At 70.2% G+C, this 23,304-nt stretch carries 26 protein-coding genes; 15 read left to right on the top strand and 11 right to left on the bottom strand.

Going from position 1 to position 23,304, the window contains the following annotated elements:
- Positions 1 to 67 precede the first annotated feature (67 nt).
- Complete coding sequence (locus AC08OJ_RS08140; protein WP_476595421.1) at positions 68 to 907, top strand: hypothetical protein; 840 nt, start codon at positions 68 to 70, stop codon at positions 905 to 907.
- A gap of 88 nt (positions 908 to 995) precedes the next feature.
- On the opposite strand, the gene AC08OJ_RS08135 is transcribed toward AC08OJ_RS08140, so the two are convergent.
- Positions 996 to 1,862 carry a rhomboid family intramembrane serine protease gene (locus AC08OJ_RS08135; RefSeq protein WP_476592623.1) on the bottom strand — a complete coding sequence of 289 codons (867 nt, stop codon included), beginning with the start codon at positions 1,860 to 1,862 and terminating at the stop codon, positions 996 to 998.
- 440 nt (positions 1,863 to 2,302) lie between these two features.
- On the opposite strand from AC08OJ_RS08135, the gene bioA reads away from it, so the two are divergent.
- Positions 2,303 to 3,580: an adenosylmethionine--8-amino-7-oxononanoate transaminase gene (bioA, locus tag AC08OJ_RS08130; protein WP_476595423.1), complete on the top strand. Its 1,278-nt coding sequence runs from the start codon at positions 2,303 to 2,305 to the stop codon at positions 3,578 to 3,580.
- A gap of 393 nt (positions 3,581 to 3,973) precedes the next feature.
- On the top strand, positions 3,974 to 5,707 hold the full coding sequence (locus tag AC08OJ_RS08125; protein WP_476595420.1) for a sensor domain-containing diguanylate cyclase: 1,734 nt from the start codon (positions 3,974 to 3,976) through the stop codon (positions 5,705 to 5,707).
- A 44-nt stretch (positions 5,708 to 5,751) separates the two neighbouring features.
- On the opposite strand, the gene AC08OJ_RS08120 is transcribed toward AC08OJ_RS08125, so the two are convergent.
- Positions 5,752 to 6,582: a bifunctional 5,10-methylenetetrahydrofolate dehydrogenase/5,10-methenyltetrahydrofolate cyclohydrolase gene (locus tag AC08OJ_RS08120; RefSeq protein ID WP_476592625.1), complete on the bottom strand. Its 831-nt coding sequence runs from the start codon at positions 6,580 to 6,582 to the stop codon at positions 5,752 to 5,754.
- Positions 6,583 to 7,367: 785 nt separating this feature from the next.
- On the opposite strand from AC08OJ_RS08120, the gene AC08OJ_RS08115 reads away from it, so the two are divergent.
- Positions 7,368 to 7,691, top strand: coding sequence for a type II toxin-antitoxin system HicA family toxin (locus tag AC08OJ_RS08115; RefSeq protein WP_476595419.1), 324 nt, complete (start codon positions 7,368 to 7,370; stop codon positions 7,689 to 7,691).
- Positions 7,684 to 8,253, top strand: a complete 570-nt coding sequence (locus tag AC08OJ_RS08110) for a hypothetical protein (protein ID WP_462188407.1) — start codon at positions 7,684 to 7,686, stop codon at positions 8,251 to 8,253. The genes AC08OJ_RS08115 and AC08OJ_RS08110 overlap by 8 nt, the downstream gene beginning before the upstream one ends.
- A gap of 107 nt (positions 8,254 to 8,360) precedes the next feature.
- Here AC08OJ_RS08110 and AC08OJ_RS08105 read toward each other — a convergent pair whose 3' ends face one another.
- Positions 8,361 to 8,963: a TetR/AcrR family transcriptional regulator gene (locus tag AC08OJ_RS08105; protein WP_476592627.1), complete on the bottom strand. Its 603-nt coding sequence runs from the start codon at positions 8,961 to 8,963 to the stop codon at positions 8,361 to 8,363.
- Between the two features lie 263 nt (positions 8,964 to 9,226).
- A complete protein-coding gene (locus AC08OJ_RS08100; protein ID WP_476595418.1) occupies positions 9,227 to 9,751 on the bottom strand; it encodes a pyridoxamine 5'-phosphate oxidase family protein in 525 nt (174 codons plus the stop codon).
- Positions 9,752 to 9,815: 64 nt separating this feature from the next.
- Here AC08OJ_RS08100 and AC08OJ_RS08095 point away from each other — a divergent pair, with 64 nt between their 5' ends.
- The 5 genes from AC08OJ_RS08095 to AC08OJ_RS08075 all read left to right on the top strand — a co-directional run bounded on the left by AC08OJ_RS08095 (position 9,816) and on the right by AC08OJ_RS08075 (position 14,851).
- A complete protein-coding gene (locus tag AC08OJ_RS08095; protein ID WP_476595417.1) occupies positions 9,816 to 10,874 on the top strand; it encodes a helix-turn-helix transcriptional regulator in 1,059 nt (352 codons plus the stop codon).
- Positions 10,875 to 10,923: 49 nt separating this feature from the next.
- The gene (locus tag AC08OJ_RS08090) at positions 10,924 to 11,373 is read left to right on the top strand and encodes a DUF456 domain-containing protein (protein ID WP_476595416.1); all 450 of its coding nucleotides are present in this window, start codon (positions 10,924 to 10,926) and stop codon (positions 11,371 to 11,373) included.
- 674 nt (positions 11,374 to 12,047) lie between these two features.
- Entirely contained in the window at positions 12,048 to 12,938 is an 891-nt protein-coding gene (locus AC08OJ_RS08085; RefSeq protein ID WP_476595415.1) for an ATP-grasp domain-containing protein, read from the top strand.
- Positions 12,904 to 13,329: a hypothetical protein gene (locus tag AC08OJ_RS08080; protein ID WP_476592632.1), complete on the top strand. Its 426-nt coding sequence runs from the start codon at positions 12,904 to 12,906 to the stop codon at positions 13,327 to 13,329. The genes AC08OJ_RS08085 and AC08OJ_RS08080 overlap by 35 nt, the downstream gene beginning before the upstream one ends.
- A 397-nt stretch (positions 13,330 to 13,726) precedes the next feature.
- Complete coding sequence (locus AC08OJ_RS08075; RefSeq protein ID WP_476595414.1) at positions 13,727 to 14,851, top strand: arginine deiminase family protein; 1,125 nt, start codon at positions 13,727 to 13,729, stop codon at positions 14,849 to 14,851.
- A 219-nt stretch (positions 14,852 to 15,070) separates the two neighbouring features.
- On the opposite strand, the gene AC08OJ_RS08070 is transcribed toward AC08OJ_RS08075, so the two are convergent.
- Together AC08OJ_RS08070 and AC08OJ_RS08065 are read right to left on the bottom strand one after the other, a co-directional pair.
- Positions 15,071 to 15,424: a DUF6204 family protein gene (locus AC08OJ_RS08070; RefSeq protein ID WP_476592634.1), complete on the bottom strand. Its 354-nt coding sequence runs from the start codon at positions 15,422 to 15,424 to the stop codon at positions 15,071 to 15,073.
- Between the two features lie 115 nt (positions 15,425 to 15,539).
- A complete protein-coding gene (locus tag AC08OJ_RS08065) occupies positions 15,540 to 15,734 on the bottom strand; it encodes a hypothetical protein (protein WP_476595413.1) in 195 nt (64 codons plus the stop codon).
- Positions 15,735 to 15,827: 93 nt separating this feature from the next.
- Here AC08OJ_RS08065 and AC08OJ_RS08060 point away from each other — a divergent pair, with 93 nt between their 5' ends.
- Positions 15,828 to 16,412, top strand: coding sequence for a hypothetical protein (locus AC08OJ_RS08060; RefSeq protein WP_476595412.1), 585 nt, complete (start codon positions 15,828 to 15,830; stop codon positions 16,410 to 16,412).
- Positions 16,413 to 16,507: 95 nt separating this feature from the next.
- Here AC08OJ_RS08060 and AC08OJ_RS08055 read toward each other — a convergent pair whose 3' ends face one another.
- Both AC08OJ_RS08055 and AC08OJ_RS08050 read right to left on the bottom strand, forming a co-directional pair.
- Entirely contained in the window at positions 16,508 to 17,263 is a 756-nt protein-coding gene (locus tag AC08OJ_RS08055; RefSeq protein ID WP_476592641.1) for a 4'-phosphopantetheinyl transferase family protein, read from the bottom strand.
- Between the two features lie 140 nt (positions 17,264 to 17,403).
- Positions 17,404 to 18,279 (bottom strand): metallophosphoesterase family protein, encoded by an 876-nt coding sequence (locus AC08OJ_RS08050; RefSeq protein WP_476592636.1) that lies wholly within the window; start codon positions 18,277 to 18,279, stop codon positions 17,404 to 17,406.
- 218 nt (positions 18,280 to 18,497) lie between these two features.
- On the opposite strand from AC08OJ_RS08050, the gene AC08OJ_RS08045 reads away from it, so the two are divergent.
- Complete coding sequence (locus AC08OJ_RS08045; RefSeq protein WP_476592637.1) at positions 18,498 to 18,872, top strand: YkvA family protein; 375 nt, start codon at positions 18,498 to 18,500, stop codon at positions 18,870 to 18,872.
- Positions 18,873 to 18,923: 51 nt separating this feature from the next.
- Here the strand turns inward: AC08OJ_RS08045 and AC08OJ_RS08040 are convergent, their stop codons facing one another.
- Positions 18,924 to 19,154: a WD40 repeat domain-containing protein gene (locus tag AC08OJ_RS08040; RefSeq protein ID WP_476592638.1), complete on the bottom strand. Its 231-nt coding sequence runs from the start codon at positions 19,152 to 19,154 to the stop codon at positions 18,924 to 18,926.
- Between the two features lie 13 nt (positions 19,155 to 19,167).
- Positions 19,168 to 19,881, bottom strand: a complete 714-nt coding sequence (locus tag AC08OJ_RS08035; RefSeq protein WP_476595411.1) for a WD40 repeat domain-containing protein — start codon at positions 19,879 to 19,881, stop codon at positions 19,168 to 19,170.
- Positions 19,882 to 20,419: 538 nt separating this feature from the next.
- On the opposite strand from AC08OJ_RS08035, the gene AC08OJ_RS08030 reads away from it, so the two are divergent.
- A complete protein-coding gene (locus AC08OJ_RS08030) occupies positions 20,420 to 21,028 on the top strand; it encodes a DsbA family protein (protein WP_476595422.1) in 609 nt (202 codons plus the stop codon).
- Positions 21,029 to 21,160: 132 nt separating this feature from the next.
- Here AC08OJ_RS08030 and AC08OJ_RS08025 read toward each other — a convergent pair whose 3' ends face one another.
- Positions 21,161 to 21,736 carry a TerD family protein gene (locus tag AC08OJ_RS08025; RefSeq protein WP_476594680.1) on the bottom strand — a complete coding sequence of 192 codons (576 nt, stop codon included), beginning with the start codon at positions 21,734 to 21,736 and terminating at the stop codon, positions 21,161 to 21,163.
- Positions 21,737 to 22,072: 336 nt separating this feature from the next.
- Here AC08OJ_RS08025 and AC08OJ_RS08020 point away from each other — a divergent pair, with 336 nt between their 5' ends.
- Both AC08OJ_RS08020 and AC08OJ_RS08015 read left to right on the top strand, forming a co-directional pair.
- A complete protein-coding gene (locus tag AC08OJ_RS08020) occupies positions 22,073 to 22,291 on the top strand; it encodes a hypothetical protein (protein WP_462186578.1) in 219 nt (72 codons plus the stop codon).
- A 318-nt stretch (positions 22,292 to 22,609) separates the two neighbouring features.
- Entirely contained in the window at positions 22,610 to 23,269 is a 660-nt protein-coding gene (locus tag AC08OJ_RS08015; protein ID WP_476595410.1) for a TIR domain-containing protein, read from the top strand.
- Positions 23,270 to 23,304 lie beyond the last annotated feature (35 nt).

The following is a 23,304-nucleotide window of genomic DNA, read 5'->3' as shown; positions in this document are numbered from 1 at the left end:
CGATCCCATAGCGGCAGACAGAGATCGAGGGAAAGGACGTGCGGTCGTGCGATGGGGTAGGGGCGACGTGGCGACCACCACGGTCGCGGCGAGGATCGCGACGCTTCTGACGGAGCAGGCCAGCGGCGCGGCGCTCACGGATCCGCGGCTCGCCGCGGCGGCCAGCCGTTCCTGGACGCTGACGGAGACGACCGATTCCGCCGGGTGCGTTACCTGTCGGGTGACCACGGCCGTTGTCGCGGGCGCCGCCGCGGGCGCCGCTGCGACGGCCTCCGAGGTCCCCGTCGTGACGGGACCGCAGCCGGATCCGACTCTGTCGTACGAGCAGTTCGTTCGCTACCGTGACGCTCTGCTCGCCGCGGACTTCGCCGTTCAGGAGGTCTTCGAGGGCTGGCGGACGGTCGCTCTCGACGTGCGGGTCGCGGAGGAGACCGCTCCGGCCGACCTGCCCGAGGCGACCGCCGAGACCGCCGAGGCTGTCGAGACCGGTGAAGCCACCGAGACCGGAAGGGTCGGCGGCGAGGCGTCGGCGCCGCTCGAGTTGGCCACTGGTCCGATCTTGGACGAGGCCCCCTTCTCGACCGCCGTGGACTCGCAGCCGGCCGTGGACTCGCAGCCCGCGGAGGTCGCCTCGACAACCGGGGAACAGCCTGTCGGGCCCGCAGCGGCGGCGGAGGCCGAGGACGCGCCGGTCGTGACGGGTGGCCGGAAGCGGCCCGGCCGGAGGTCGGCCGACGCGGGCCGTCCGCGAGCCCGGCGCGGTCTGTTGCGACGTCGTGTTCCCGCCGGGAAAGCCGCGACCGTGGCATCCGCGGCCGACACGGGCGGCTCCGACGACGACGCGGCGGACCAGGCTGCCGACTCCACCACCCCCGACTCCATCGCCGGCGGGTCGCCGGCGGCCTGACGCCGGACCGCTGGACTGCCTGACCGCCGGGCGGACCTTCGCGGCTTCGGGACTGCGCGACGGTCAGGCCGCGGAAGACCGGGATCGCTCAGTAGGGGCGGCGGTGGCGGGCCGACGAGTTCCCCGTGCCGCGAATCCAGCCGTGCTGGGGTACCCGGAGCGGCGTCCCGGGGCCGGCGGCTCGCAGCCGGCTGATGAACGGCATGACGAGCAACGCGCCGGCCGCGAAGCCGACTACATGTGCTCCGTACGCCACGGTACCGCTGTCGACGACGCCGAATCCGGTGAAGTAGATGTACTGCAACGCGAACCAGAAACCGAGGACGATCCAGGCCGGCAGCCAGAACGGCAGAAAGAACAGGACGGAGACCAGGCCGATGACGCGAGCCCGTGGAAAGAGCACCAGATAGGCGCCCAACACGCCGGCGACCGCGCCGGAGGCGCCGATCAGGGTGTTCGTCGACCCACCCTCCAACAGGGCGAAGCCGTACCCGGCGGCGTATCCGCAGACCAGGTAGAACAGCGGGTAGAGCAGCCTGCCCATGCGATCTTCAATGTTGTTGCCGAAGACCCCGAGGAACAGCATGTTGCCGATCAGATGAAGCCAGCTTCCATGCAGGAACATCGAGGTCAGCACCGACAGCACCGGAATCTTGTCGAAGCTGGGCGGTGATTCCACGATGCATCCCGGGTTGCCGGCCGCGTCCACCCCGATCCGGCCGGAGCCCGCGGCGGTGAGCTGCGCATTGTGCACCAGCTCCCACGGGATCGCGCCCCACTTCTGGAAGAACCGTTGCTGCTCGCAGATGTTCTGTGCCGCCGACGTCTCCATGCCGGCGACCGAGCTGACCACCGGTTCGAAGAAAACGAAGATCACCACGTTCGCCGCGATGAGCAGCCAGGTCATGACCGGGCGGCGGCGCAGGGGATTGATGTCGTGAATCGGGATGACCACACTGACATCCTGCCCGATGAGCCTGGGTAGCTGCTCCTACCTGGCACTCCTACCTTGGCACCCAGCCGTACCCGCGCGAGAGACGCCGGGCCGCCAGACACCGGTCAGGCATAACGCGAAAGGGCGCCTTCGACGTGACTTCCTTGTCCTCGTCGACGCGCTCGCCGTCCTCGACGCCGCGGACTTAGTGGGGGTAGCCACGAGTTGGACTCCTGTCGGCTTGGGGTTCGAGGGCAGGACGGGCGGGTGACGAGCTCGGGCGGGTGACGCCGTGGGGTGAGACGCAGTGGTGTGAGACGCACGACGATCGGCCCAGGCCAGCGTCACCCAGGCCACCGCCGTCGACCGGGGTGGGCGAGAGTGGGAAGGTGACCCCTCGTTCGACGACCGCCGTCCCGCCGCCCGCGCTCACCCCCTGGCACCAGGCCCCGGTAGCGGACGTGGGCGACCTCGTCGCCCGCGATCGGCGGGTGGTCTGGCATCCGTATGCTTCGGTGTCCGGCTCCACGCCGCTCTTCCCGGTCGCATCCGCCGCGGGGACCCGGCTGACGTTGACCGACGGCCGGGAACTGATCGACGGGATGTCGTCGTGGTGGGCGGCGATCCACGGCTACCGGCATCCCGTGCTCGACGAGGCGGTGCGCGGGCAGCTCGAGACGATGTCCCATGTGATGTTCGGCGGTCTGACCCATGAGCCGGCGGTGGCCCTCGCCGAAACCCTCGTGGCGATCACGCCGGATCCGTTGCGGCGGGTCTTTCTGTGCGATTCGGGTTCCGTCGCCGTCGAGGTCGCGATCAAGATGGCGCTGCAGTACTGGACCGGGCGGGGCCGGCCGGGCCGGACGCGCCTGCTCACCATCCGGCGCAGCTATCACGGCGACACCTCGGGCGCGATGGCGGTCTGTGATCCGGACGCGGGCATGCATCACCTGTTCAGCCATCTCCTGCCCCGCCATCTGTTCGCCTCCGCCCCGGCCTGCGCCTTCGACGAGCCGTGTGAGGACGCTCACGTCGCCGAGATCGAGGGGCTGCTGGCCGGGCACGCCGGCGAGATCGCGGCGGTCATCTGCGAGCCGGTCGTGCAGGGCACCGGAGCCATGCGGTGGTACGCGCCGGGCTGGCTGGCGCGGCTGCGCGAGCTGTGCGACCACTACGGGGTGCTGCTGATCGCCGACGAGATCGCGGTCGGGTTCGGCCGCTCGGGCGAGCTGTTCGGCTGCGACCATGCCGGCATCAGTCCCGACATCATGTGCGTGGGCAAGGCGATGACCGGTGGCTACCTGTCCATGGCCGCGACGCTGTGCACCGACGAGGTCGCGGCGGGCGTCTGCGACTCGCCGGCCGGCGCGTTCATGCACGGCCCCACGTTCATGGGCAACCCACTGGGGAGCACGGTCGCGAACGCCAGCATCGATCTGCTCCTCTCCTCGCCCTGGCAGGCTCGGGTGTGCGAGATCTCCGCCGGGCTCGCCGCCGGGCTCGCCCCGGCCGCCGACCTGCCCGGGGTCGCCGACGTGCGGGTACTCGGCGCCATCGGGGTGATCGAGACGCGGGAGCCCGTCGACCTGGCCGTGATCCAGCCGCTGTTGGTGGATCTCGGGGTCTGGGTCCGCCCGTTCGGACGGTTGGTCTATACGATGCCGCCGTTCATCATCTCCCCCGCCGACGTGGCCACCCTGACCGCCGCGATGGTCGAGGCGGTCGCCCGCACCACCTGATCGCCGCGTCACCGGTTCGTCCGTGTCACCGGCGCGTCGTGCCCTCCGTCGCCGCCAGGGGCCAGGCGCGGACGGCGGGCATCGAGCTGGTCCCTCGGCGGTCTCTTCTCCGGCCGTCACTGGTCTCTGGGCGGCGGACGTGCCGTTTCCCGGGCGTGTCGGATGTGGTCTCTCGAGGGTGTCCCGCAGCCGGCGCGGCTGGGCGGCCCGTCGCGACGCCTCCTTCGGCCCGGCATTCGTCGTCGCAGGTCAGATGCCATTTTCTGGGCAACTATCGCGCGCGTGCTGGGGAGAAAACACGGCTCGGCGACGCCGGGAACGGCTAAGAACCGGCATTCGGACGGTTGCGAATTGGCGAAGTGCCTTCGTACTCTTCGTTCTCGAGGATTTACCGTGAGTAGCAGCGACCAGGTTGGATTCACCGGGCGGTTCCGGCCGGGTAGGGCCGTGGACAAGAACGAGGAAGGCCATCCACCAATGCCGTTACGCATACGACTGGCGCGAGGTGCGGGTTCCGTTCTGGTGGGCACCCTTCGGCGTGGCTGGCGGCGAGCCCGCGGGGTGACCACGCAGGGAGCGGGCGCGACTGCCCGGACCGGTCGCGGGGCGGCACGAGGCGAAGCGTCCGCCCCACCCGCGAGCGCCGAGCCCGTCGCTCCCCGGATGATCGGTCCTCCGCCATTGGGCCCTCATCTGGCCGGCCCACGCCTGGCCGGCTCTCATCTGGCCGGCGCCCACGTCACGGAACCTCGCCTGGCCGTGCTGCGCCTGCTCGGCCACGGCTGGATGCTGTGGCGTGCGCCCGGGGGGTTGATGCGACGGGGGTTGATCGTAGTCTTCTGCTGGCTGAGTGTGGCCGGATTCGCGGCGGCGGGTCTGCGTCCGCGATGGGCCGACCTCGCGGCCTTCGCCACCTTCGTTGTTCTCGGGGCGCTGGCCGTGGTGGCGTCCGGACGGCTGGGTGAGGATCTGACCGTTCCCAGGGCCCGACGCCATGACCTGCTGTCCACCTGGACGGTGGCGGCGGCGGTCCTGCTGCCGCCGTTCTACCCGACGGTTATCAGCCTGCCGCTGTGCTGGCTCGCCGGCCGTCGTGATCCAGTACAGCCGCCGCACCTGCGCGTGTTCCACGCCGCGGCGTTGGGCATCGCGGGCTTCTGTGCCTCCAGTGTCCATCTGCTGCTCAGCCCCGATCGAGGGCCGTTCACCGTCGACAACCTCGTCGGGTCCGGCGTCGCGGTGCTGGCCTTCCTCACCGCGGTCGCGGTTTACCCGGTCGTGGCGAGGCTGACCGTGATGGGGATGAGGCTTACCGTGATGGGGATGGCGACGCCCGGCGGTCGGGAGAGCCTCGGTTCGTGGTCCGGCGCGGCGGCCGGCCCGACCCGGCCGGGCTGGCCGGGCCGGACCGGAGTCGTCCCGTCATCTGTCATCCCCGCCCGGATCCCGCTCCGGCATGCGTGCCGCGACCTCGTGCCCGCGCAGGCCGCCGAGATCTGCTCGTCGATCGTGGTCGCGGTGCTGTGGGCGGCGAACCCGTTGCTCATGCTGGCGATCACACCCCCCGTCCTGCTGCTGCAACGCAGCCTGTTGCACGCCGAGCTCCTGCATGCCGCGCGGTCCGACGCGAAGACCCGACTGGCCAACCCGGCGTACTGGCGCCAGGTCGCGGAACGCGAGATCAACCGGGCCTGCCGGGTGGGGCGTCCGCTGTCGGTGCTCTTGGTCGACATCGACCACTTCAAGCGGGTCAATGACAGGTTCGGTCATCTCATCGGGGACGTCATCCTGATCGCGGTGGCGGACGCGCTGCGGGCGGCGACCCGCCCCCGGGACCTCGTCGGACGGTTCGGGGGCGAGGAGTTCGTGGTGCTGCTCACCGAGGTCGAGCTGGAGAACGCGGCCGATGTCGCGGAACGGATCCGCCGCCAGGTCGCCGGAACCCACTGCTGGCTGGAGGGCCGGCCTCCCCTGTCGGTGACCGTGTCCGTGGGAGTCGCGACACATCACGGCCCCCGCGGTGACCTCGCCGGTCTCATCGCTCGGGCGGACTCCGCGCTCTACCGGGCCAAGGCCGATGGTCGTAACCGGGTACGGCTCGCCGGGTCGGTCTACAGCTCCGTCTGAGGCCACCGCGGCCCCGCCGAGGCCAGGTGGCGGGTGCGCGCCGATCAGGCGGCGCGCGCCGCCCGGATCGTGTTGCGCAGCAGGAGCATCGTGGTGACCGGTCCCACACCGCCCGGCACCGGGGTGAGGGCGCCCGCCACGGACGAGACGGCCGCGGCGTCCACGTCACCGACCTGCCCGGTCTCGGTCACGACGGTGCCGACGTCGATGACGGTCGCACCCGGGCGGACGAAGCCGGCGCCGACGAGGCGGGGATGGCCGGTGGCGGACACGATGATGTCGGCCTCGTGGGCGATGCTCACCAGTCCCTTGGTGCGGGAGTGGCAGATCGTCACGGTCGCGTCCTCGGCGAGCAACAGCAGCGAGACCGGCTTGCCGACCACCGGGCCGCGGCCGATCACGCATACCCGGGCGCCGGACATCGGGATGCGGGCCCGGGTGAGGATCTCCACCACCGCGGCGGCGGTGGCCGGCGCGAAGCTCGGCAGACCCAGCGCGAGCCGGCCGAGACTGCTCGGGTTCATCCCGTCGACGTCCTTGGCCGTCGGAATGTGCTCGCCGACCTCGCGGGAGGTCAGCCCGCCTGGCAGCGGCGTCTGGACGATGATCCCGTGCACGGTCGGATCGGCGGCGACGGTGTCGATCGTGTCGAGGATCGTCGCCGGCTCGCCCTTCGGCTCATGCAGCACGCAGCGCACGCCGACCTTGCCCGCGGTCCGTTCGACGATCTCGGCATAGGAATACGCGGCCGGATCCGCGGTCGACAGGACCACCGCCAGGGTCGGCGTGACTCCCGCCGCAGCCAGCCTCTCGGCCTCGTCGACCACGTACCTGCCGATCTCGGCGGCCATCGACCGCCCGTCGAGCATCCTCATGCGCCGTTCCGATCCTCGTCGTTCTCGTGGTCTGGCTCTCGTGGCCCTTGCGGTCCTGATGGCCCGTCTGGGCCGTTCCGCACGTCTGGGCCGTTCCGCACGGATAAGTCACCGCTGTCCGCAGGCCTTTCCCGCACTCGCGCGGGTTATGCCGTCCTGACCCACCACGCGAAACCTGGGGAAGGCCCGGGATGCGCCGGCACGGCGAGCGGGGCGGCGGCGGGCACGGTTGTACCGTAGCAAGGCGACGTGGGCAGGTAACCTGGGCGGGGGAGCACGCCAGGGCCGCTCGGTGCACTCGGCTCCAGAACGCCCGGTTCCAGGCAGCCCGGTTCTCGTGCCTCGGATTTTCGGAATAACGGATCCTCCCCGGGAAAGCCTTCCGGAAGAGGCCCGCCCCTGTGCGGTGGTGTAGTCGAGGTGGGCGATTCCGAGCGGAAATCCGAGTATTACTCTATATGATCTTCCCGGTTCGGGGTGATGGCGGCTACGGACCTCCGGAACGATGTACCTGAAACGACGCACCTGGCCAAAAGCGCCCGGTGCCCGCTACGCCGCATCCCGAGCCACCCGCCGCGCCGGCTGTACTCAGGAACCCGGTCGGCTTGCCGGATGTAGCGATATGAATGCGACATTCGTCCTACTGCGATGAGTCCACGGAACTTGATGTCAGGTAGGTAGGTAGGTAGGTAGGTAGCGAGGGTAGATCCTGCGCCATTTTCCCGAATCTATTGTCCTGCCTCTCTTCTCGGCTACCATGGAGACGTCCCGTCCTTGACCACGACGTGGAGTATCGAGATGAAGTCATTCGCCCGCACGACCATCCGTGCGATTCTTCTGGTTTCATTCCTGGCCCCCGGCTCTCCGTGACCGGGGAGTTTCCCTCGTTGAAGGCGCGTCAGCTTCTGCGAGTGCTTGGACGATTGGGATATCGCGTGACAAAACAGGACGGTTCAGCTCACCGGTGGCTGGAGGCGGACGGACGTCCACGACTTCGTCTCGCTTTTCATGACCGGATCACCGTCGGGCCGGGGGTCGTCCGGCAGATACTGGTCAAGCAGGTGGGGCTGACGGTCGAGGAGGCGTTGGAGGTGATCGATAGTGTCTAGGGCGGTATCGGTGCTGGTTCGCCGGGACGGCCCCTGCTGGTCGGCCTGGTCGCCGCAGTGTCCTGGTCTGGTGGCAGCCGAGACGACCGCCGAGGAGATTCGTGCCGCGTTGCCGGATCTGATCGCCTGGTACTTCGACGGAGACACCGACGTCAACCTGCGGATCCACCTTGAGCTGGAGGTGCGCGGTGTCATCGTCCGGATCGCGCAGGATGCCGACGCCTGGGAACGGCAGCTGGTCGCCGAGCGTCTGGGCGCGGCCTTGGGCGTGGACAGCCAGGCGGAACAACTGCGCGCCGTGCGGGCGAACGCCGCGGGCGAGGTGGTGTATGTCTGTGCGCTGCCGTCGGACCAGGTCTCCTGGCTGACCGGGCAGATGGACGACGAGGACGATGCGGTCGTCGTCGCGCTTCCGGCGACGGAGAGCGAACTGTGGACCTTGCAGTTCGACGCGCTCCGGTGGCGAGGTGAAAAAGCGCCGGGTGCCGGCTACCGGCCGGAGGTAACCTTTGATGAGATCATGGCGACGTTCGCCGGGCCACGCCTCCAGCTCAGCGCATGACAGCCGGGCCCCGCGCCGGTCAGCCCCCATCGGTGAGCCCTCATCGGTCAGCGCCCGCCGGTGAGTGTCCGCGTGACGGCGGGAACCGGCATCGTGGGTGGGCGCGGCTACCGGGGGAGATCGCACAGGATGAGGTCGAGGCCCGCGAGGAACTGGGCCTCGTTCTCCTCCCGTAGATGGGGTGCCGCCTCGGAGAGGTCCGGATGGTGTTCGGCCGGCGGGCGTACCGCCGCGACCGGGCCGCCGCGGGCGCCGGCCCCCTCCCGTTCCACGGCCCGGGCGAGCTGGCGGGCCTCGCTGAGGGTGTGGCCGAGGGTGTAGAAGAGCAGCGTCTGGTAGACGTTGGCGGCGTCGGCCGGATCCATGCCCGCGCGGTGAAGCTGGGCGACCGCGTGATCAGCCCGCTCCCAGTAGGCGCCCACCCCGGGCGGGCGGCGCAGCACCAGCGGCGCCAGGGTCGGGTGCGCCAGCAGGGAGCGCCGGAGCTGACGGAAGTTCTCCCGGATGTCCCGGCGGGGGTCGTCGGTCTCCGGCAGCTCCTCCACCCCGCGGATCACCGTGTCCGTCAGCGCGTCGAGCAGCGCGTTCTTCGTCGTGAAGTGTCGGTACATCGCCGTGGGATCCACGTCGAGGAACGCGCCGAGGGCCCGCATGCTGAACGCGCCCGCGCCGTGCGTGTCCACGACCTCCATCGCCGCCGCCAGCAGCACCTCCCGGGACAGCGTGCCCCGCGGGGTCCGCCGGGAACCGACCCGCCGACCTCGCCGCCTACCGGTCTCCGCGCCGGCAGTCCCAATGCCCCCCGGCTCGTCGTCATCCGTGCCGGGATCGTCCGTGCCGGCGTCACCCTCCCGGGTGTCCTCGGAGCCTGGGCTCTCGTCGTCGGACCGGGGCGCCGTGGGATCGTTGGTCTCGTCGTTGATGGCATCATGATAGTCAACGATGTTGACGTCGTCCCGCGGCTTGCAATGGTCTACTCTGTGGCCCCGTCTTCGGCCCAGTCTCCGCGCACCGGCCCGTTGCCACGGCGCTGCACCCGCACCCCCTGATAGCCCGGTCGCCAGCTTTCCAGCACGATCTCCCCGGCCGGCTCGTCGACGCTCGTGCGGACCACCTCGGTGAGCTCGACGCGGAAGAGGTCGAACGGCGTCGGCGGGCCGATCTCGGTGGCGAAGGAGGCCAGGACCTCCTCATCGTCGATCCACCGGGCCCGCCCGGAGACGCGGATGTCGCCGCCGGCCAGGTCCTGGCCCGGCCCGGGATTGGCGGCCAGGGCGAACCGGGGGTCGCGACGCAGGTCCCGGGACTTGCGCGCATCTGGCATGCTCCCGAGCCACAGCTCCCCGAACCGGAAGTTCGTCTCGATTCCGCTCGTGCGCGGGGAGCCGTCGGCACGCACGGTGGCCAGGATGTGATGGCGGAATGCCGCGAACCGGGTGCGTGCGGTTTCGGCGAGGGCGGGTTGCGCGGTTTCGAAGTCGCGCCAGGATGTCGTCACCGCGCCATCGTGACCCGGAAACTCTGCCATCTGCTGTCCTGGTTCACGGCTAGGCTTCCCAGACGTGCGATCGAGTCGGCTTACCGCGTTGCTCCTGCATCTGCAGGCCGTGCGGCGGGCGACGGCCGCCGAACTGGCCGCCGAGCTCGAGGTGTCCGTGCGCACCGTGCACCGTGACATCGCCGCCCTGCAGGCGGCCGGCGTGCCGCTGTGGACGCAGACCGGGCGGGCCGGTGGGGTGTGGCTGCTGGACGGGTGGCGCACCCGGCTGGACGGCCTGACCGGCGACGAGGCGGCCGCCCTGGTCCTCGCCGGGGCGGGGGGAGAGGTGCTGGGCGGACTCGGGATGGCGGCGTCCGCCGCGGCCGCCCGGACCAAGCTCCTCGCCACGCTCCCGCCGGAACCCCGCGAGCACCCCGCGCGGGTACGGGAGCGATTCCACCTCGACGCGCCTGGCTGGTCCCATCGCGACGAGGCCGTCCCGCACCCGGCAACCGTCGCCGGGGCGGTCTGGTCCGGGCATCGGGTCGACGTCCGCTACGCCCGGCGGGACCGCGAGGTCGCCCGCCGGCTCGACCCGCTCGGGCTCGTGTGTAAGGCGGGGGTATGGTACCTTGTCACCCGTCATCGGGCCGACGTGCGCAGCTATCGCGTCGCGCGGCTGAGGCACGCGATGGTCCGGCCAGAGCCCTTCGAGCGGCCCGCCGGCTTCGACCTCGCCCGCTGGTGGGCCGCGTCGAACGAGGACTTCGCCCGGACCCTGCTGCGTTGGACCTGTCGGCTGCGGTTATCCCCGGTTGCATTGACCCGCCTGCGGCAGGTCGTCGATCCGTTGGCCGCGCGGGAGGCCGTCGCCGCGGCGGGCCCGCCTGACGCCGACGGCTGGCGGGAGGTGGAGTTCGCGACGGAGGGGCTCCAGGTGGCGCTCAGCCAACTGTGTGCCTTGGCGGACGGGGTCGTGGTGCTCGCCCCTGCCGAACTGCGTGCCGCCTTCGCCGAGGTGGGTCGGCGCATGGCGGAAAACAATATGGCGGAAAACAATATGGCGGAGAACAGTGCTGCCGCGGCGGTGGGGAGCAACGCTACCGTCGCGGGAGATCGGGAGATCGGGAGATGCCGGTGAAGGAGGTCGCGCCATAAGTACCGGCGGGCTGCTCGTTGTCGCTCTGGTGATGGCCGTCGGCCTGGTTGGCGTCGTCCTCCCGGTACTACCGGGCCTCGTCCTGGTCTGGGGCGCGGGTCTGTGGTGGGTGATCGCGGACGGTGGGGGAGTCGGCCGCTGGATCGTGCTGGCGCTCATGACCGCGCTGTTCGTGATCGGGGTGCTCACCAAGTACGTCCTGCCGGCTCGGGCTACCGCCGGTCGGGGGGTGCCGTGGCCCAGCCTGGCCATCGGCGCGGTGTGCGCGATCATCGGCTTCTTTGTGGTGCCGGTCGTCGGGCTCCTGATCGGTGGAGTGGTCGGGATCTACCTGGCCGAGCTGGCGCGGCTGGGGGATGCGCGAGCGGCGGGCCGTACGACCTGGGCCGCGATTGTCGCCTTCGGGGTCAGTGTGGTCGTGGAGCTCGCCGCCGGCGTCGCGCCGGTGCTCGTCTGGTTGGTCGGCGAGTTCGTTGCCTGACGACGCGTGACGACGCGTGACGACTCGTGGCGGCGCGCTGCTGGTTCCGGTCTTCCGGAGTCCGTGCGGGCCGGGAGTCCGCGCGCCCTGATCCGGGGAGCCGGCCGGCCCCGAGCCTGGTCAGCCGGTCTCCCGACGGCGTCCTCCGCTGCATGATCGCTATGTTAAGTAGGGGTAACCATTTCCGGTGCTCCGTGGTTGCCACCTCGTCCGTCGTGTGCGGCTGTTAGTATCGTCCGAGTGATGCTGATGGAACGTCTCCTGACGGATCTCAATGGTGGACGGCGAATGTTCCACTCCGAATTTCACCGGGCTATCGGATCGAACTCCGGATGAGTGCTCCGGGGCGAACCTGTCGAAAATCTCAGAAATTCATACGATATTTTTTCCTCTATTGTTCAGAGCGGTCGTGGTCGAAGCCACGGTGCCTTTTTCTGTCGCATTCTTCCGGGGCTCCGCAGTGGTACCGGGCGCGCCCGCGGAGTCACCGGCCGATGCGGCGTCCGTTCTTCCCCTCGATGTCCTTCCCTTCGACGTCAAGGATTGTGTGGAGGCATCCGGCCGCCGGGTTCCGCGGCCGCGGTCTGGTCGAGGCCTGACGACGTGACCGGGAAACGTAGCGCGCAGGCTCCGTCCTTGAGGGCGGGGAGGATGCCAAGAGAGGAGACCGTCCCGTGCGTGTCCTGGTGATCGGATTCGGGCAGGCGTTGCTCAACCAGCTGGGTTCGGCGCTGCCGCCGGGCAGTGTCACCCTCGTCGAGGACCCGGATCTGATCGACCGGCGGCGGGTGCGGCCGGCTGTCGAGAAGCTGCCCTGCGTGGCGGCCCTGCTCCCGGCGGCCTACCACCAGAGCGAGGACTTCCTCCCCGTCGTGCTCGCCGCGGCGGCCACCGGGGGACCCTTTACCGCCGTCGTCCCGGCCCTGGAGCATAGCGTCCCCGCTGCGGCCTTGGCCGCGGCCGCACTGGGCCTGCCGGGCGCGGGAGTCGGGGCCGCCCGATGCCTGTCAGACAAGATCGAGCTGCGCCGGGCGGCGACGGCGGCGGGCATCGCGACCCCGCGCTGGAGGGAGGTCTTCGGCCCGGGTGACCTCGCGGCCTTCGGGGTGGAGAGCCCGGTGGTGCTCAAACCCGCCAACCGGCACGGCAGCCTCGGCGTGCAGATCCTCGACGCGGTGGAGGACGGGCCGCTCGACCTGGCGGCCATCTGGTCGGCGACGGTTGCCGCCCTCGACGACGGCGCGCTTCCCAACCGCCCGTTGCACTGGCGCTACCTGGTGGAGAGCCGGATGGTCGGCGCGGAGTTCAGCGTGGAGGCGCTGGTTCGCGACGGCGTGCCGAGCTTCGTCAACGTGACGGCGAAGCGGGTGCTGCCCGGTCGAGACCGGGCACGTCGTGCCGGCCCCCGGACCCGCGGCCAGGACCGCCGTGCTGAGCCGCGCGTTGACGCGTCTCATCGCGGCGATCGGCTTCCGGGACGGCATCCTGCACGCCGAATGGATGCTGACCGCCCGCTGCCCGGACGACCCGGTGCTCATCGAGTGCGCCGGGCGGATCCCCGGTGACAGCCTGGTCGAACTCATCGACCTGGCCTACGGAACCTCGCTGGTCGCGGACTACCTGGAGATCCTCTCTGGGAGGCAGCCCGCGCCGGCCGCGGTGGCGAGCGCCGCCGCGGCGATCCGCTTCCTGAGTGCCCGGCCCGGTCGGGTCGACGCGGTCGACGGCGTCGAGGTCGCGCGGGCGGTGCCCGGGGTGCGGCGGGTAGCGCTGGCGGTCACCCCTGGCACGTCCATCCCGCCGCTGCGCTCGTCGGGCGACCGCATCGGCGAGGTGTTGGCGGTCGGCTCGACCCCGATGGACGCCGAGGCCACGGCGGCACGTGCCGCCGGGCTGGTGCGCGTGGCGGCGGCGGCAGCAGGGGCTCCGTTCGGCGCGGCTGTCATGCGGATCTAATTCCGTTGCCGCCGTCGCTCACCCTGATTATGAACACGTAAACGCCTGCCCGATCGGCACGTCGCGTACCCGCGGTATCCCGGGCTCCGCGTCCCGGTCGCATAATGCCGAGGTGGAACGCGCCAGCGAGAAATCGGACAGATGATTCTTCGCATATGGGTCGGCGTCCGGCGGGCGAGTACGGACATCGCCGTCGATCTGTCTGCGGCTGTTGCTTTCACGCTCTCCCCGCGGCTGTGTTCCGCTTTTCCGTTCCTTTCTCCTCGTTGGCTGATGGGGGCCGAGGGTGCGCCGTGGCGGGTGCTGCCGTCGCGGCGGGAGTGTCGGTGTTGGGGGTGATGGTGTTGGGGGTGCCGGGCCGGTGCGGTCGCTACCTGGTCACCGGATGACCGGGCCGATGGTTCTCATCCAGAATCCGACGGTGGTGCAGCCGGCCGAGACGTCGGTGTTCCTGGCACCCCGTCCGTCCTACGACCCGGTCCGGGCCGCGGCCGAGTCCGCCGCGGTGCGAGCGGCGCTCGCCGACCTTGGGGCCCGTCCCTGTGCCCCGTCCGAGATCCTCGCGGCGCTGCCCCGGGAGGTCCTGATCGAGCTCGCCGTCCGTGCGGTCAGCGCCGAGGACGACCTGCGAATGGCCGCCGCCCGCGAGGCGCTCCACGACTGGTCGGCGCCGGCGCTGGTGCCGGTGGTGCTGCGCCAGCCGCGGCTGCTGCTCGACCCCGGCGCCGCCCGCGGCGTGATCGGTCCCGATCAGGCGGACGAGAGCTACGCCCTGCGTCCCTTGGCCGGGTTGATGTTTCCCCGTGATCATTATGTCGATCTCGGTGAAGCGGTCGCGGTCGGCCGGTTGCGGCGCCGGGACCGGGCCCGCGAGACGGTCGTCATGGCGGCCGTGCTGCGCGGGTTGCGGGGCCGATCGGCCGAGGTCCGCGTCCCGGAGCCGCTGTTCCTGGAAGGCGGGGATCTGGTGAGCTGCGGCGATGTGGCCGTCCTCGGCACCAGTTGGCGGACCAGCCCGGCAGTCTGGGGGCTGTTGCGTCCGCATCTGCTGGCCAGCTTCGGTCACGTGGTGCGGGTCCGCGACGAGCTGCGGCGTGACGGCCAGCCCCATCTGAACTCCTGGCTCGGCCTCGGCCCGGGGATCGCCCTCGTCGCCGCCGATCGGCTGCACGCCCCGGCGGTGGTGGAACGCGACGGCGTCGCCGGCCGGGAGACGACGCTGGTCGACGCCCTGCGAACGATCAATCTCGCCGTCTGTCCGCTGGCACCGGACATGGTCGCCGCCTTCGCCGCGGGGGTGTTCTTCCTGCCGGCCTTCGCGCCGCCGGAATCGGTCCTCCGGCCGGAATCAGAATCGGTCCTCCGGCCGGAGCCGGCCGCCCTGGTATCCACGGCGAGTGCGCCCTGGACCGAACCGGTGCTGTCCCGGTTCGGGATCCAGACCGTCGCGGTGCCGTTCGATGAACATCACAAGCAGTTCGGCAGCCTGCACCGGGCGCTCAACACCGTCCCGCTGCACTGATGGCGCACCGTCCGTGCCCTCCAGAACGGGCCGTGAACGCTCCTCAGGGAGCCTCCCAGACCCGAAGACCGCAGTAAGCCTGTGCGCCGGCTCGGTGCGTCCGGCTTCGCGCTCGGGCCGATCTTCGCCTCCTCCGCCCACGGTTACGACACCATCGACCATCTCCGCATCGATCCGCGGCTCGGCGACGACCGCGGCTGCCCGCGCCCAGAGACCCGGTCAGATCTGTCGGGCGGCGCGCCGTCCACGGGCACCCAACGGGACCTCGGAAAGATCCTCGGCCTGCGACCGGAGGTTCTTGTAGCGGTAGCCGCGTTCGGTCAGCCAGGCTGCGGCGGTCGCCCGCGCACGGTCGGTCGCGGCCACCATGTCCTCCTCGGTCTCGCCGGAATCCAAGAAACGGAAGGTGAAGAAGGGCCTGGTGGCGATGTTGTAGGTAAGGCTGCCCTTCGGCGTGAACGCGGCCTGCAGGATATCGTGTTCCGCCGCGTGGGCCAGCAGTTCGGTGCGCTGGTCATCGGTCAGCCCGTCGAAGGCGCCGCGGACGGTGATGCGGAAGGTACGGGTGCTCATGGCTCGATCTCATCATTCCCAGTCGTGCCGTCCAGCGATTTTCAGCGCCGCGCGGCCGGTTGCGCGGGTCCGGCGGGTCCGGAGTGAGAACGCACCGTGAGCCCGATGCCGAGGATCAGGCAAGGGTGGAACCATCCTCGTCGGCCTGCGGGGCGTCGGACGCGGCCAGCCGCGCGTGCAGGCGGGCGCGGACCTCCTCGGGGGAATAGGCGACCCGCTGGCGCTGGCTGCGCGCGACGAGCACGCCGGTGGCGGCCACTCCGGCGAGTCCGGCTACGCCGAGCAGCTTTCCCCATCGAGCGCGATTCATCCGTCCAGGTTAGGGCGCCCTTGCGTCGGCTGCGGCATGCTACCGGCATGCCTGATTCGCGGATCAGCCTGGCCGATGCCCTGGAACTGACGCGTGTGGCTGTTCCGCGGCCGCACGGCGGTGGACCGGGCGATCCAGACGACGACCAACATCCCGGTGAACCATGTCGGCATGGCGGTGGTCGTTGACGATCTTCCGCCGCTGATGTGGCACGCCGAGCTGGGGAAATCGTTGCCGGACGTCTGGGCGGGCACGCATCAGCGCGGCGTGCAGCTGCACGACCTGCGTGCGGCGGTGGAGGTCTGGGCGCGCCGTTACGGCCAGCGGGCCTGGCTGCGTCAGCTTGAGCCCGCGGTCCGCGCCGAGCAGGAGGATGCCGTGCTGCGGACCGTCGCACGGCTCGACGGCACGCCGTTTCCGTCCACGGCCCGGCTGGCGACACGCTGGCTGCGTGGCCGGCTTCCGCGTCCCCGCCGGATGATGAGCGAGTACGCGCTGGAGACCGCGTACTGCGCCGAGGTCGTGGCTGTTACCTACGAGGCGATGGGCCTGCTGCCGTCCGGTCGCCATCCGAACTGGTACGACCCGGGGCGGTTCTGGAGCGGTGACGACCTGCGTCTGTCCGGAGGCTTCGTGCTGGGCGGGGAGATTGTCGTGGACGTGGACGACTCTGCCTAGCGTCGCGTCTGCCTAGCGTCGCGTTCGGCGGGTCCGTGCGGCGGCGGTTGACCAGGATCCGGTTCCTTGTCTTTCCAGAGCCTTTCGTGCCCGATTTATCCCTCCGGATAGGCAGGGTGCGTCTGGGGGGATGCCGTCGTCACGGGGGTGCCGTCCAGGTGCGGCACGGTGATCGCGGTGACCAGCAGGCCGCGGGCCGAGAGCCAACGACCGTCGAAGCCGGTCAGCTCACCGCCGGCTAGCCGCGGCCCCGCCACCAGGAGTTTCGCGATGAAGGTGCCCCGGGCGGCCGGGCCCGGCGCCGGCGGGCCCATAGGTGCGGTGCCCGGGTGGATCACGAGGGCGGCGTCTCCGAAGCCAAGCCAACGTTCCGCCAGCGGGTACCACGCCTTGTAGACGGACTCCTTGGCGCTGAACAGCAGCCGGTCCCAGCAGACGGCCGGGCGGGTGCGGGTGAGGGCCGCGAGCCAGCCCTCCTCGGCGGGAACGGTGATCTCCTTCAGCACCCCGCCGGGTGTGGGTTCGTTCGGCTCGGCGTCGATGCCGATGGTGTGGACCTCCGCCGCCCGGGCCACCGCGGCCGCCCGGTAGCCGGCGCAGTGGGTGATGCTTCCCACCACTCCGTCCGGCCAGCCGGGTGCGCCGCGGGAACCGGGCAGGATCGGCGCCGCCGGAAGCCCGAGCCCCTCCAGCGCGCGATGCGCGCATACCCGGGCGGTGGTGAACTCGCGGCGCCTCTTGTCGACCGCGCGGCTCAGCAGCGCGGCCTCCTCGGGGAACAGCACGGCCGAGGGATCGTCCTCGAATGCCTCGACGGCGACGGCCGCCGCGGGCAGCAGGCTCGCAAGCAGGCGCGGATCCACCCTCTTTACTCCGCTACCCGTTACCCCGGTACCCGTTACTGACGTCGAAGCCGGGGCCCCCGGCGGCGCCGAGCCTGCCCCCGGCGCCAATCTCGATCCCGGCGTGGAACTCGATCCCGGCATCGCGCTCAGTCCCGGCGGGCCGGCGGTGCGGGGAAGGGCAGGATCTGCCGTAGCCCGGACCATGGCTTGCCCCACGCCGCGCGTTCCCGGGGGTAGCCCATTGAGACCTCCTCGAAGCGGACGTCGTCGTACCAGGTGGTGCGGGGAATGTGCAGATGACCGTAGACGACCGCGCTGGCCCGGAACCGCGTGTGCCAGTCGGCCGTGCTCGTGGTGCCGCACCACAGCGCGAATGTGGGGTACCGCAGTACCGCGGTGGGCTGACGGACGAGTGGCCAGTGGTTGACGAGCACCGTTGGCATTGTCGGATCGATGTCGCCGAGGCGCGTCCGGGTCTGCGCGACCCGGGCCTGGCACCAGGCGTCGATGGTGGGATACGGGTCCGGGTGCAGCACCCATTCGTCGGTGCACACGATCCCGCTTTCCCGGGCCAGGGCCAGCGCCTCCTCCTTCGTCGCCGTTTCGGCGGGACGAAAGGTGTAGTCGTAGAGCACGAACAACGGCGCGACGACGACGGGACCGCCCGTGCCCTCCCAGACCGGATAGGGATCCTCCGGGGTGACAACACCCAGCCCGCGGGCGATCTCCACGAGATGCCGGTAGCGCTGTTCGCCGCGTAGCTGCACCGGGTCCTGCTTGGGAGTCCACAGCTCGTGATTCCCCGGCACCCAGACAACCTTCGCGAAACGCCCGCTGAGCTGCTTGAACGTCGTCTCGATATCGGCGACCGTCTCGGCGACGTCACCGGCGAGGATCAGCCAGTCGCCGGATGATCCGGGTGCGATGTCCTCCACCATCCGCCGGTTCTCGGGGTAGGCGACATGCACGTCACTGACGGCCAGCAGCCGCCCGGGCGAAACCGGGGAATCCGTCCGGGACACAGGGCGAAGCCTACCGGCGCGGCCACCGACGCGTCCGCCGGATGAAAATGCTGTTCCGATGTTCGAGATGGCGCCGGGTGGGCATCCTGATCGAGGATCATCGCGAGGGATCGGTGACGATCCATCGAGTGATGACACGATGAGCCGACGGATCCGGCCGATCTTGCGGGAGCGGACAGCGATGAACGACAGTGGGCAGGGATGAGTGGTGGGCAGCGATGAGTGACAACGTCGGAACCGGGCTGCTCGTCGCCCTCGGGGTCCTCGTCGTGATCATCCTGGCGCTGGCCGTGGCCGCGCTGGTCGTCGTCCGGAAGTACCGGCTGCCGCTGCGGGGCCTCGTGGCGACCCTGGCGGGCCTCGCCTACGTCATCTCCCCGGTGGACGCCGTCCCGGAGATTCCGCTGGGGCCGATCGGACTGATCGACGACATCACCGTGATTATCGCGGCGGTGGTCTACCTGCGCGGCCTGATCGCCGCGCGGCGGGGGTTGGGCCCGGCCGGGATCGATCCACCCAGCCGGGCGCCCCACCCGATGCCGCGGCAGCCTCCGCCGCCTTGGACACCGCCTCGGCGCCGTAGCCCCCGATGATGACCGGGAGGACGACCACCGAGGCCGCCTCCTCCGGTCGCCGGCCGGGCCTCAGGAAACCTGCCAGAGTCGCACCGTGGTGTTGGCGCTGCCGGTGGCGAGGACGCGATTGTCCGGGCTGAACGCCACCGATGTCGCGCTTTTGGCGCGGTCGGCGGAGACCTGTAGCCGGCCGAGCTCGCGGGGTCGGGCGGGGTGGGTGACGTCCCACAGCTGCACCCATGCGCCGGGGACGTCGATGGCGAGGGTGCGTCCGTCCGGACTGAAAACCACCGAGAGCACGGCGGGCGGGAGCTTAGGGGCGGATCCGTCGAGCGATATGCCGAACGGTGTGCCGAGCTGGTGGGGGCTGGTCAGGTCGGTGACGTCCCACAGCCGTATTCCGTCGGAATGCTGCCCCGCCGGTCGCGAGGGTCCGTCCGTCGGGGCTGAACGCCACCGATGCCACGGCGCCGGGGTAGCCGGGGAGCAGCGGGTGGAGCTGGTACGAGCTGGTCGGGTCGGTGACGTTCCACAGTCGCACCGTTCCGTCATCCCCGGCGGTGGCAAGGGTGCCCCCGTTCGGGCTGAACGCCACGGACGTCACGGCGCCGGTGCGGCCGGTCAACGGGGCGCCGAGTAGGTGGGCCGTCCCGCCAGGGGTGATCGGCTGCGGATCGCCCTCGCGGACGGCGAGAGAACCGACCCCGGCGGCCACGAGAACGGCGAGAACCGCGGCGGCCGTGCGGTGCACCTGCCTGCGATGATCAGGGACCGGACGGCGGGCGGGGGATGCGGCGGGCCGGACGCTGTCCGAAAGGTTGATCGTTTCAGGATTGGGGGGTGCCGGGCTCCCTCGGGTGGGCTCGACTGTCGCGGCGTGACCGGTTGGGACCTTGGTCGTCGTGCGCAGGAGCAGGGCGCGAGCACGGTCCGGGAAGGTCTGCGGTTCGTCCTCGGGAAGGGTGAAGGCAGGCGTGCGACGGGACAGGACGGCGAGGACCTGACCGGCGAACGAGTCGGCGCGCATGGTCAGCCTCCTGTCTGGGGGTTCGATACGGCCGGCTCTGTCGCGGCGGCTGTCCTGGGATCGAGGGGGACGGCGCGGGCGAGGCGCTCCACGACCAGGGGGCGGCAACCCCGACCGCGAGGGCGGCGAAGGCGGTGTCGACCTGGCCCGAGGCGCCGGCGGCCGCAGCCAGGCCGGCGCCGATGGCGAGACGGACCAGTTCGGCAACCAGAGGTAGGCCCAGGGGCCCGCTTCCTGGGATTTCCCGGTCTGCCAGGGCCACCGGCCCCGTCGGCGGACCGTGGTGTAGAGATCGAGACCTTCGACAGCGAAGCCGCCGAACAGTCCCCACAACGCCACTTCAACCCCCATCATGATACGGAAAGTAACCGATCAGCCTGGTAGCGTGGAAGCTGGGTCCGCCCGCTATGGATAGCGGCCACGGACAGCTGCGATGAGAGCCGCGATGGAAAGCCGTCGGAGCAGGCGGCAACGGAGCGCCTGAACAGCCGTGCATCTCGGCTGGAACACCGGGGACGGCCCGGGTGTTGCCCGCGACATGAATTCTGTCACCTTCGCGATTACCTGGGATTACCGTTGCCCGTTCGCCCGCAACGCACATGAACACGTTTTGATTGGTCTCGCGGCCGGTGCCGACTGGAACGTCACCTTTCTCCCGTTCTCGCTGGGGCAGGCGCACGTGGAGGAGGGACAACCCACCGTCTGGGAGAAGCCCGAGCAGGACTCCGGGATCCTCGCCCTGCGGGCTGGCGTCGTCGTCCGCGACGAATATCCGGATCTGTTCCCCGCCGCGCACCGGGCACTGTTCGCGGCGCGTCACGACGAGGGCCGTCACCTGGAGGACCGTACAGTCATCCGGGAGACGCTCGCGGGGGTGGGGCTGCCCGCCGACGAGGTGCTCGCCCGGGTTGACGATGGCGCCCTCGACAAGGTCCGCGCCGAGCACGAGCAGTACGTCGCCTCGCATACCGTTTGGGGCGTGCCGACCTGGGTCGCCGGTGACCAGGCCGTGTTCGTCCGGCTGATGAGCCGTGCGCCGCTCGGTGCCGACCCAGCGGGTTCCATCCGTGCGGTGGAGCGCATCGTCGACCTGGTGACCGGTTGGCCCGAGCTGAACGAGTTCAAGCACACGTCCATCCCACGCTGATCTTCCACGCCGGTTCGGTCCGTCCCGGTATACATCCACGGCGACGGGGATGGCGCCCGCGCCGCCCGCCATCCCCCCTGCCGGCGCCCGGCGGTGTCAGACGTTCAAGCCGTGTGAGATGCCCAGGCCGTGTCAGACGTCCAGGCCGTAGCCGCGGGCGATCGCCGCCAGGCCGTTGACCCCACCCTGGCCGAGTGCCCGGAAGCGCCAGCCGTCCTGATCCCGGTAGAGTTCACCGAACAACATCGAGGTATCCCGCGCGGCGGCGGTGGTGAGGTCGTACCGCACCAGTTCGTCATCGGTCGACGCGTTGATGACCCGGATATAGGCGCCGGTCACGTTGCCGAAACTCTGGTGTCGATAGTCGGCGTTGTGGATGCTGACCGGGAAGACGATGCGCGTTATCGCACTGGACAGCAGGTTGAGACGCACCTCGATCTGTTCGTCGTCGCCCGCACCCTCACCGGTGAGGTTGTCACTGCGGTGCACGATCTCGCCGCGCGGACTGCTGAGGTTGTTGTAGTAGATGAAATAGCTGCGGTTGGGGGCTCGCCCGTCCGCCTGCAGGGCAATGGCGCTCGCGTCCAGGTCGAACTCCTCCGATCCGGGAGCATTCGGATCCCAGCCGAGGCCGACGGTGATGTGCGTCAGTCCGCCGGTGGCTCCGGTGAGCGCGACGATTCCACCCTTGACGACGTCAATGCCCACGGTTCTCCGATCCCACGACACTCTCTGGCCCGGCGGCCCCGGCCAGCATGATGTTCGCGATACGTGACTACCCAAGCACATGCGTGTGTCGCTGGTGCGCGCATCCAGGAGACTGTCTTGATCAGTACCGATCAGTACCGATCAGTACCGACCGGTACCGGTCGAGACCGCTGGTCGCGAGCGGCGACGGGTGTCCGACGACCGGTAGCCTACTGGGGAGGAATGGTCACCGACCGATTGGCGTCGGCATCGTTACGCAGTCTCCGGGATCGTGGCCGGGGACGGCCGCGGCCACCGGCGGCATCGGCCGGCCCGAATTGGCTAACGTCGGCAACCGTGGATCGACTACCGCTGCTTGTCGGGTCCGGCGACATCGCTCGGGCGCTGGGTCTGACCCGCCAGGCGGTCGACCATCGGCTCCGGGTCGATCCGGCCGCGCCGAGCCCGGCTGCGGTGGTAAATCGCACCGCCACCTGGGGCGGGACCCGGATCTGGTGGCGAGCGGAGATTGATCGTTGGCTCCGGCTCGAACCCGAGCACTGGGAGGTGCGCTGAGGGAGGTCGCCGGGAAAACGCGCCGACGGAAATCTGACGGAAAGCAGAAAGTTCCGCCCGGGGCATCCGGTGACCGGCGGTAGACGTCCGCGGGACGCGGGACGTACTCGATGGACCGGCCTGTTCCCGCCACATCCATGTTGGACGATCGTTGTTGAACGATCATTGAGGAAACCGGGCGGACGGCTATCGCCATGCCGTCGGTCGGCTGATAGCGTCTGATGCCACCGTCCGCTGGGTGACGGTAGGTTCGGGGGCGCATGGTGCTGGATGCGCATGGTGCTGGATGCGCATGGTGCTGGATTTTGAGGGTACCCGATGAAGAACTACTTCTTCATCTCCTATGCGGCAGATGAGGATCGGCGCTGGGTGCAGCGCTTTCACGCCGATCTCGAGTACGAGCTGCGGGTTCAGGTTGGCTCCGCGGTGGGCGGAATCCTGGACACCCGCCCGCGTCCCGGCATGGACGCCGACCTGGCCCTGGCCGCCGGCGCCGGTGGAACCCGCGTGATGGTGGCGCTCTGTTCCGATCCCTTTTTCAGGGACGCCTGGTGCGGGCGCGAGTGGGAGGTCTTCCACTCGCGCATCGAAAATTTCAGCAAGGCCGGTACGACCAGGCTGGAGGATGGTTTCATCCGGGTGCTGTGGCGTCCGGTGCAGGATCCCGTCCCGGCGATCGCGACGAAGGATCTCGCGGACGCGAGCGCGGGACTCCCCGACACCTACCGCCAGCGCGGCCTGCTCTGGATGATGCGCAAGATGCTGCTCGGGGCGGGCGGATACTACTGGTTCGTCCGTATGTTCGCGGCGCGGATCGTCGCGGCCCAGCAAATCACCCTGGACCCGGTGCCCGACCTCGCGGTGCGCCGCGCCGCCGCGGCCTTCGGCTCCCACCCCGGCTCGTCCGGGGACCCGCCGGAAGCGATGCCCCCCTTCCTTCCGCTGGCCTCAATGCCGCTTCCACTAGTTGGATCTTGATGGTCGTCGGTGTGTCGGTTCCGGCTGTTCTGTCT

The sequence above is a fragment of the Frankia sp. CgKIO3 genome (assembly GCF_977946435.1).
This window is presented reverse-complemented; position numbering and strand designations above follow the sequence as displayed.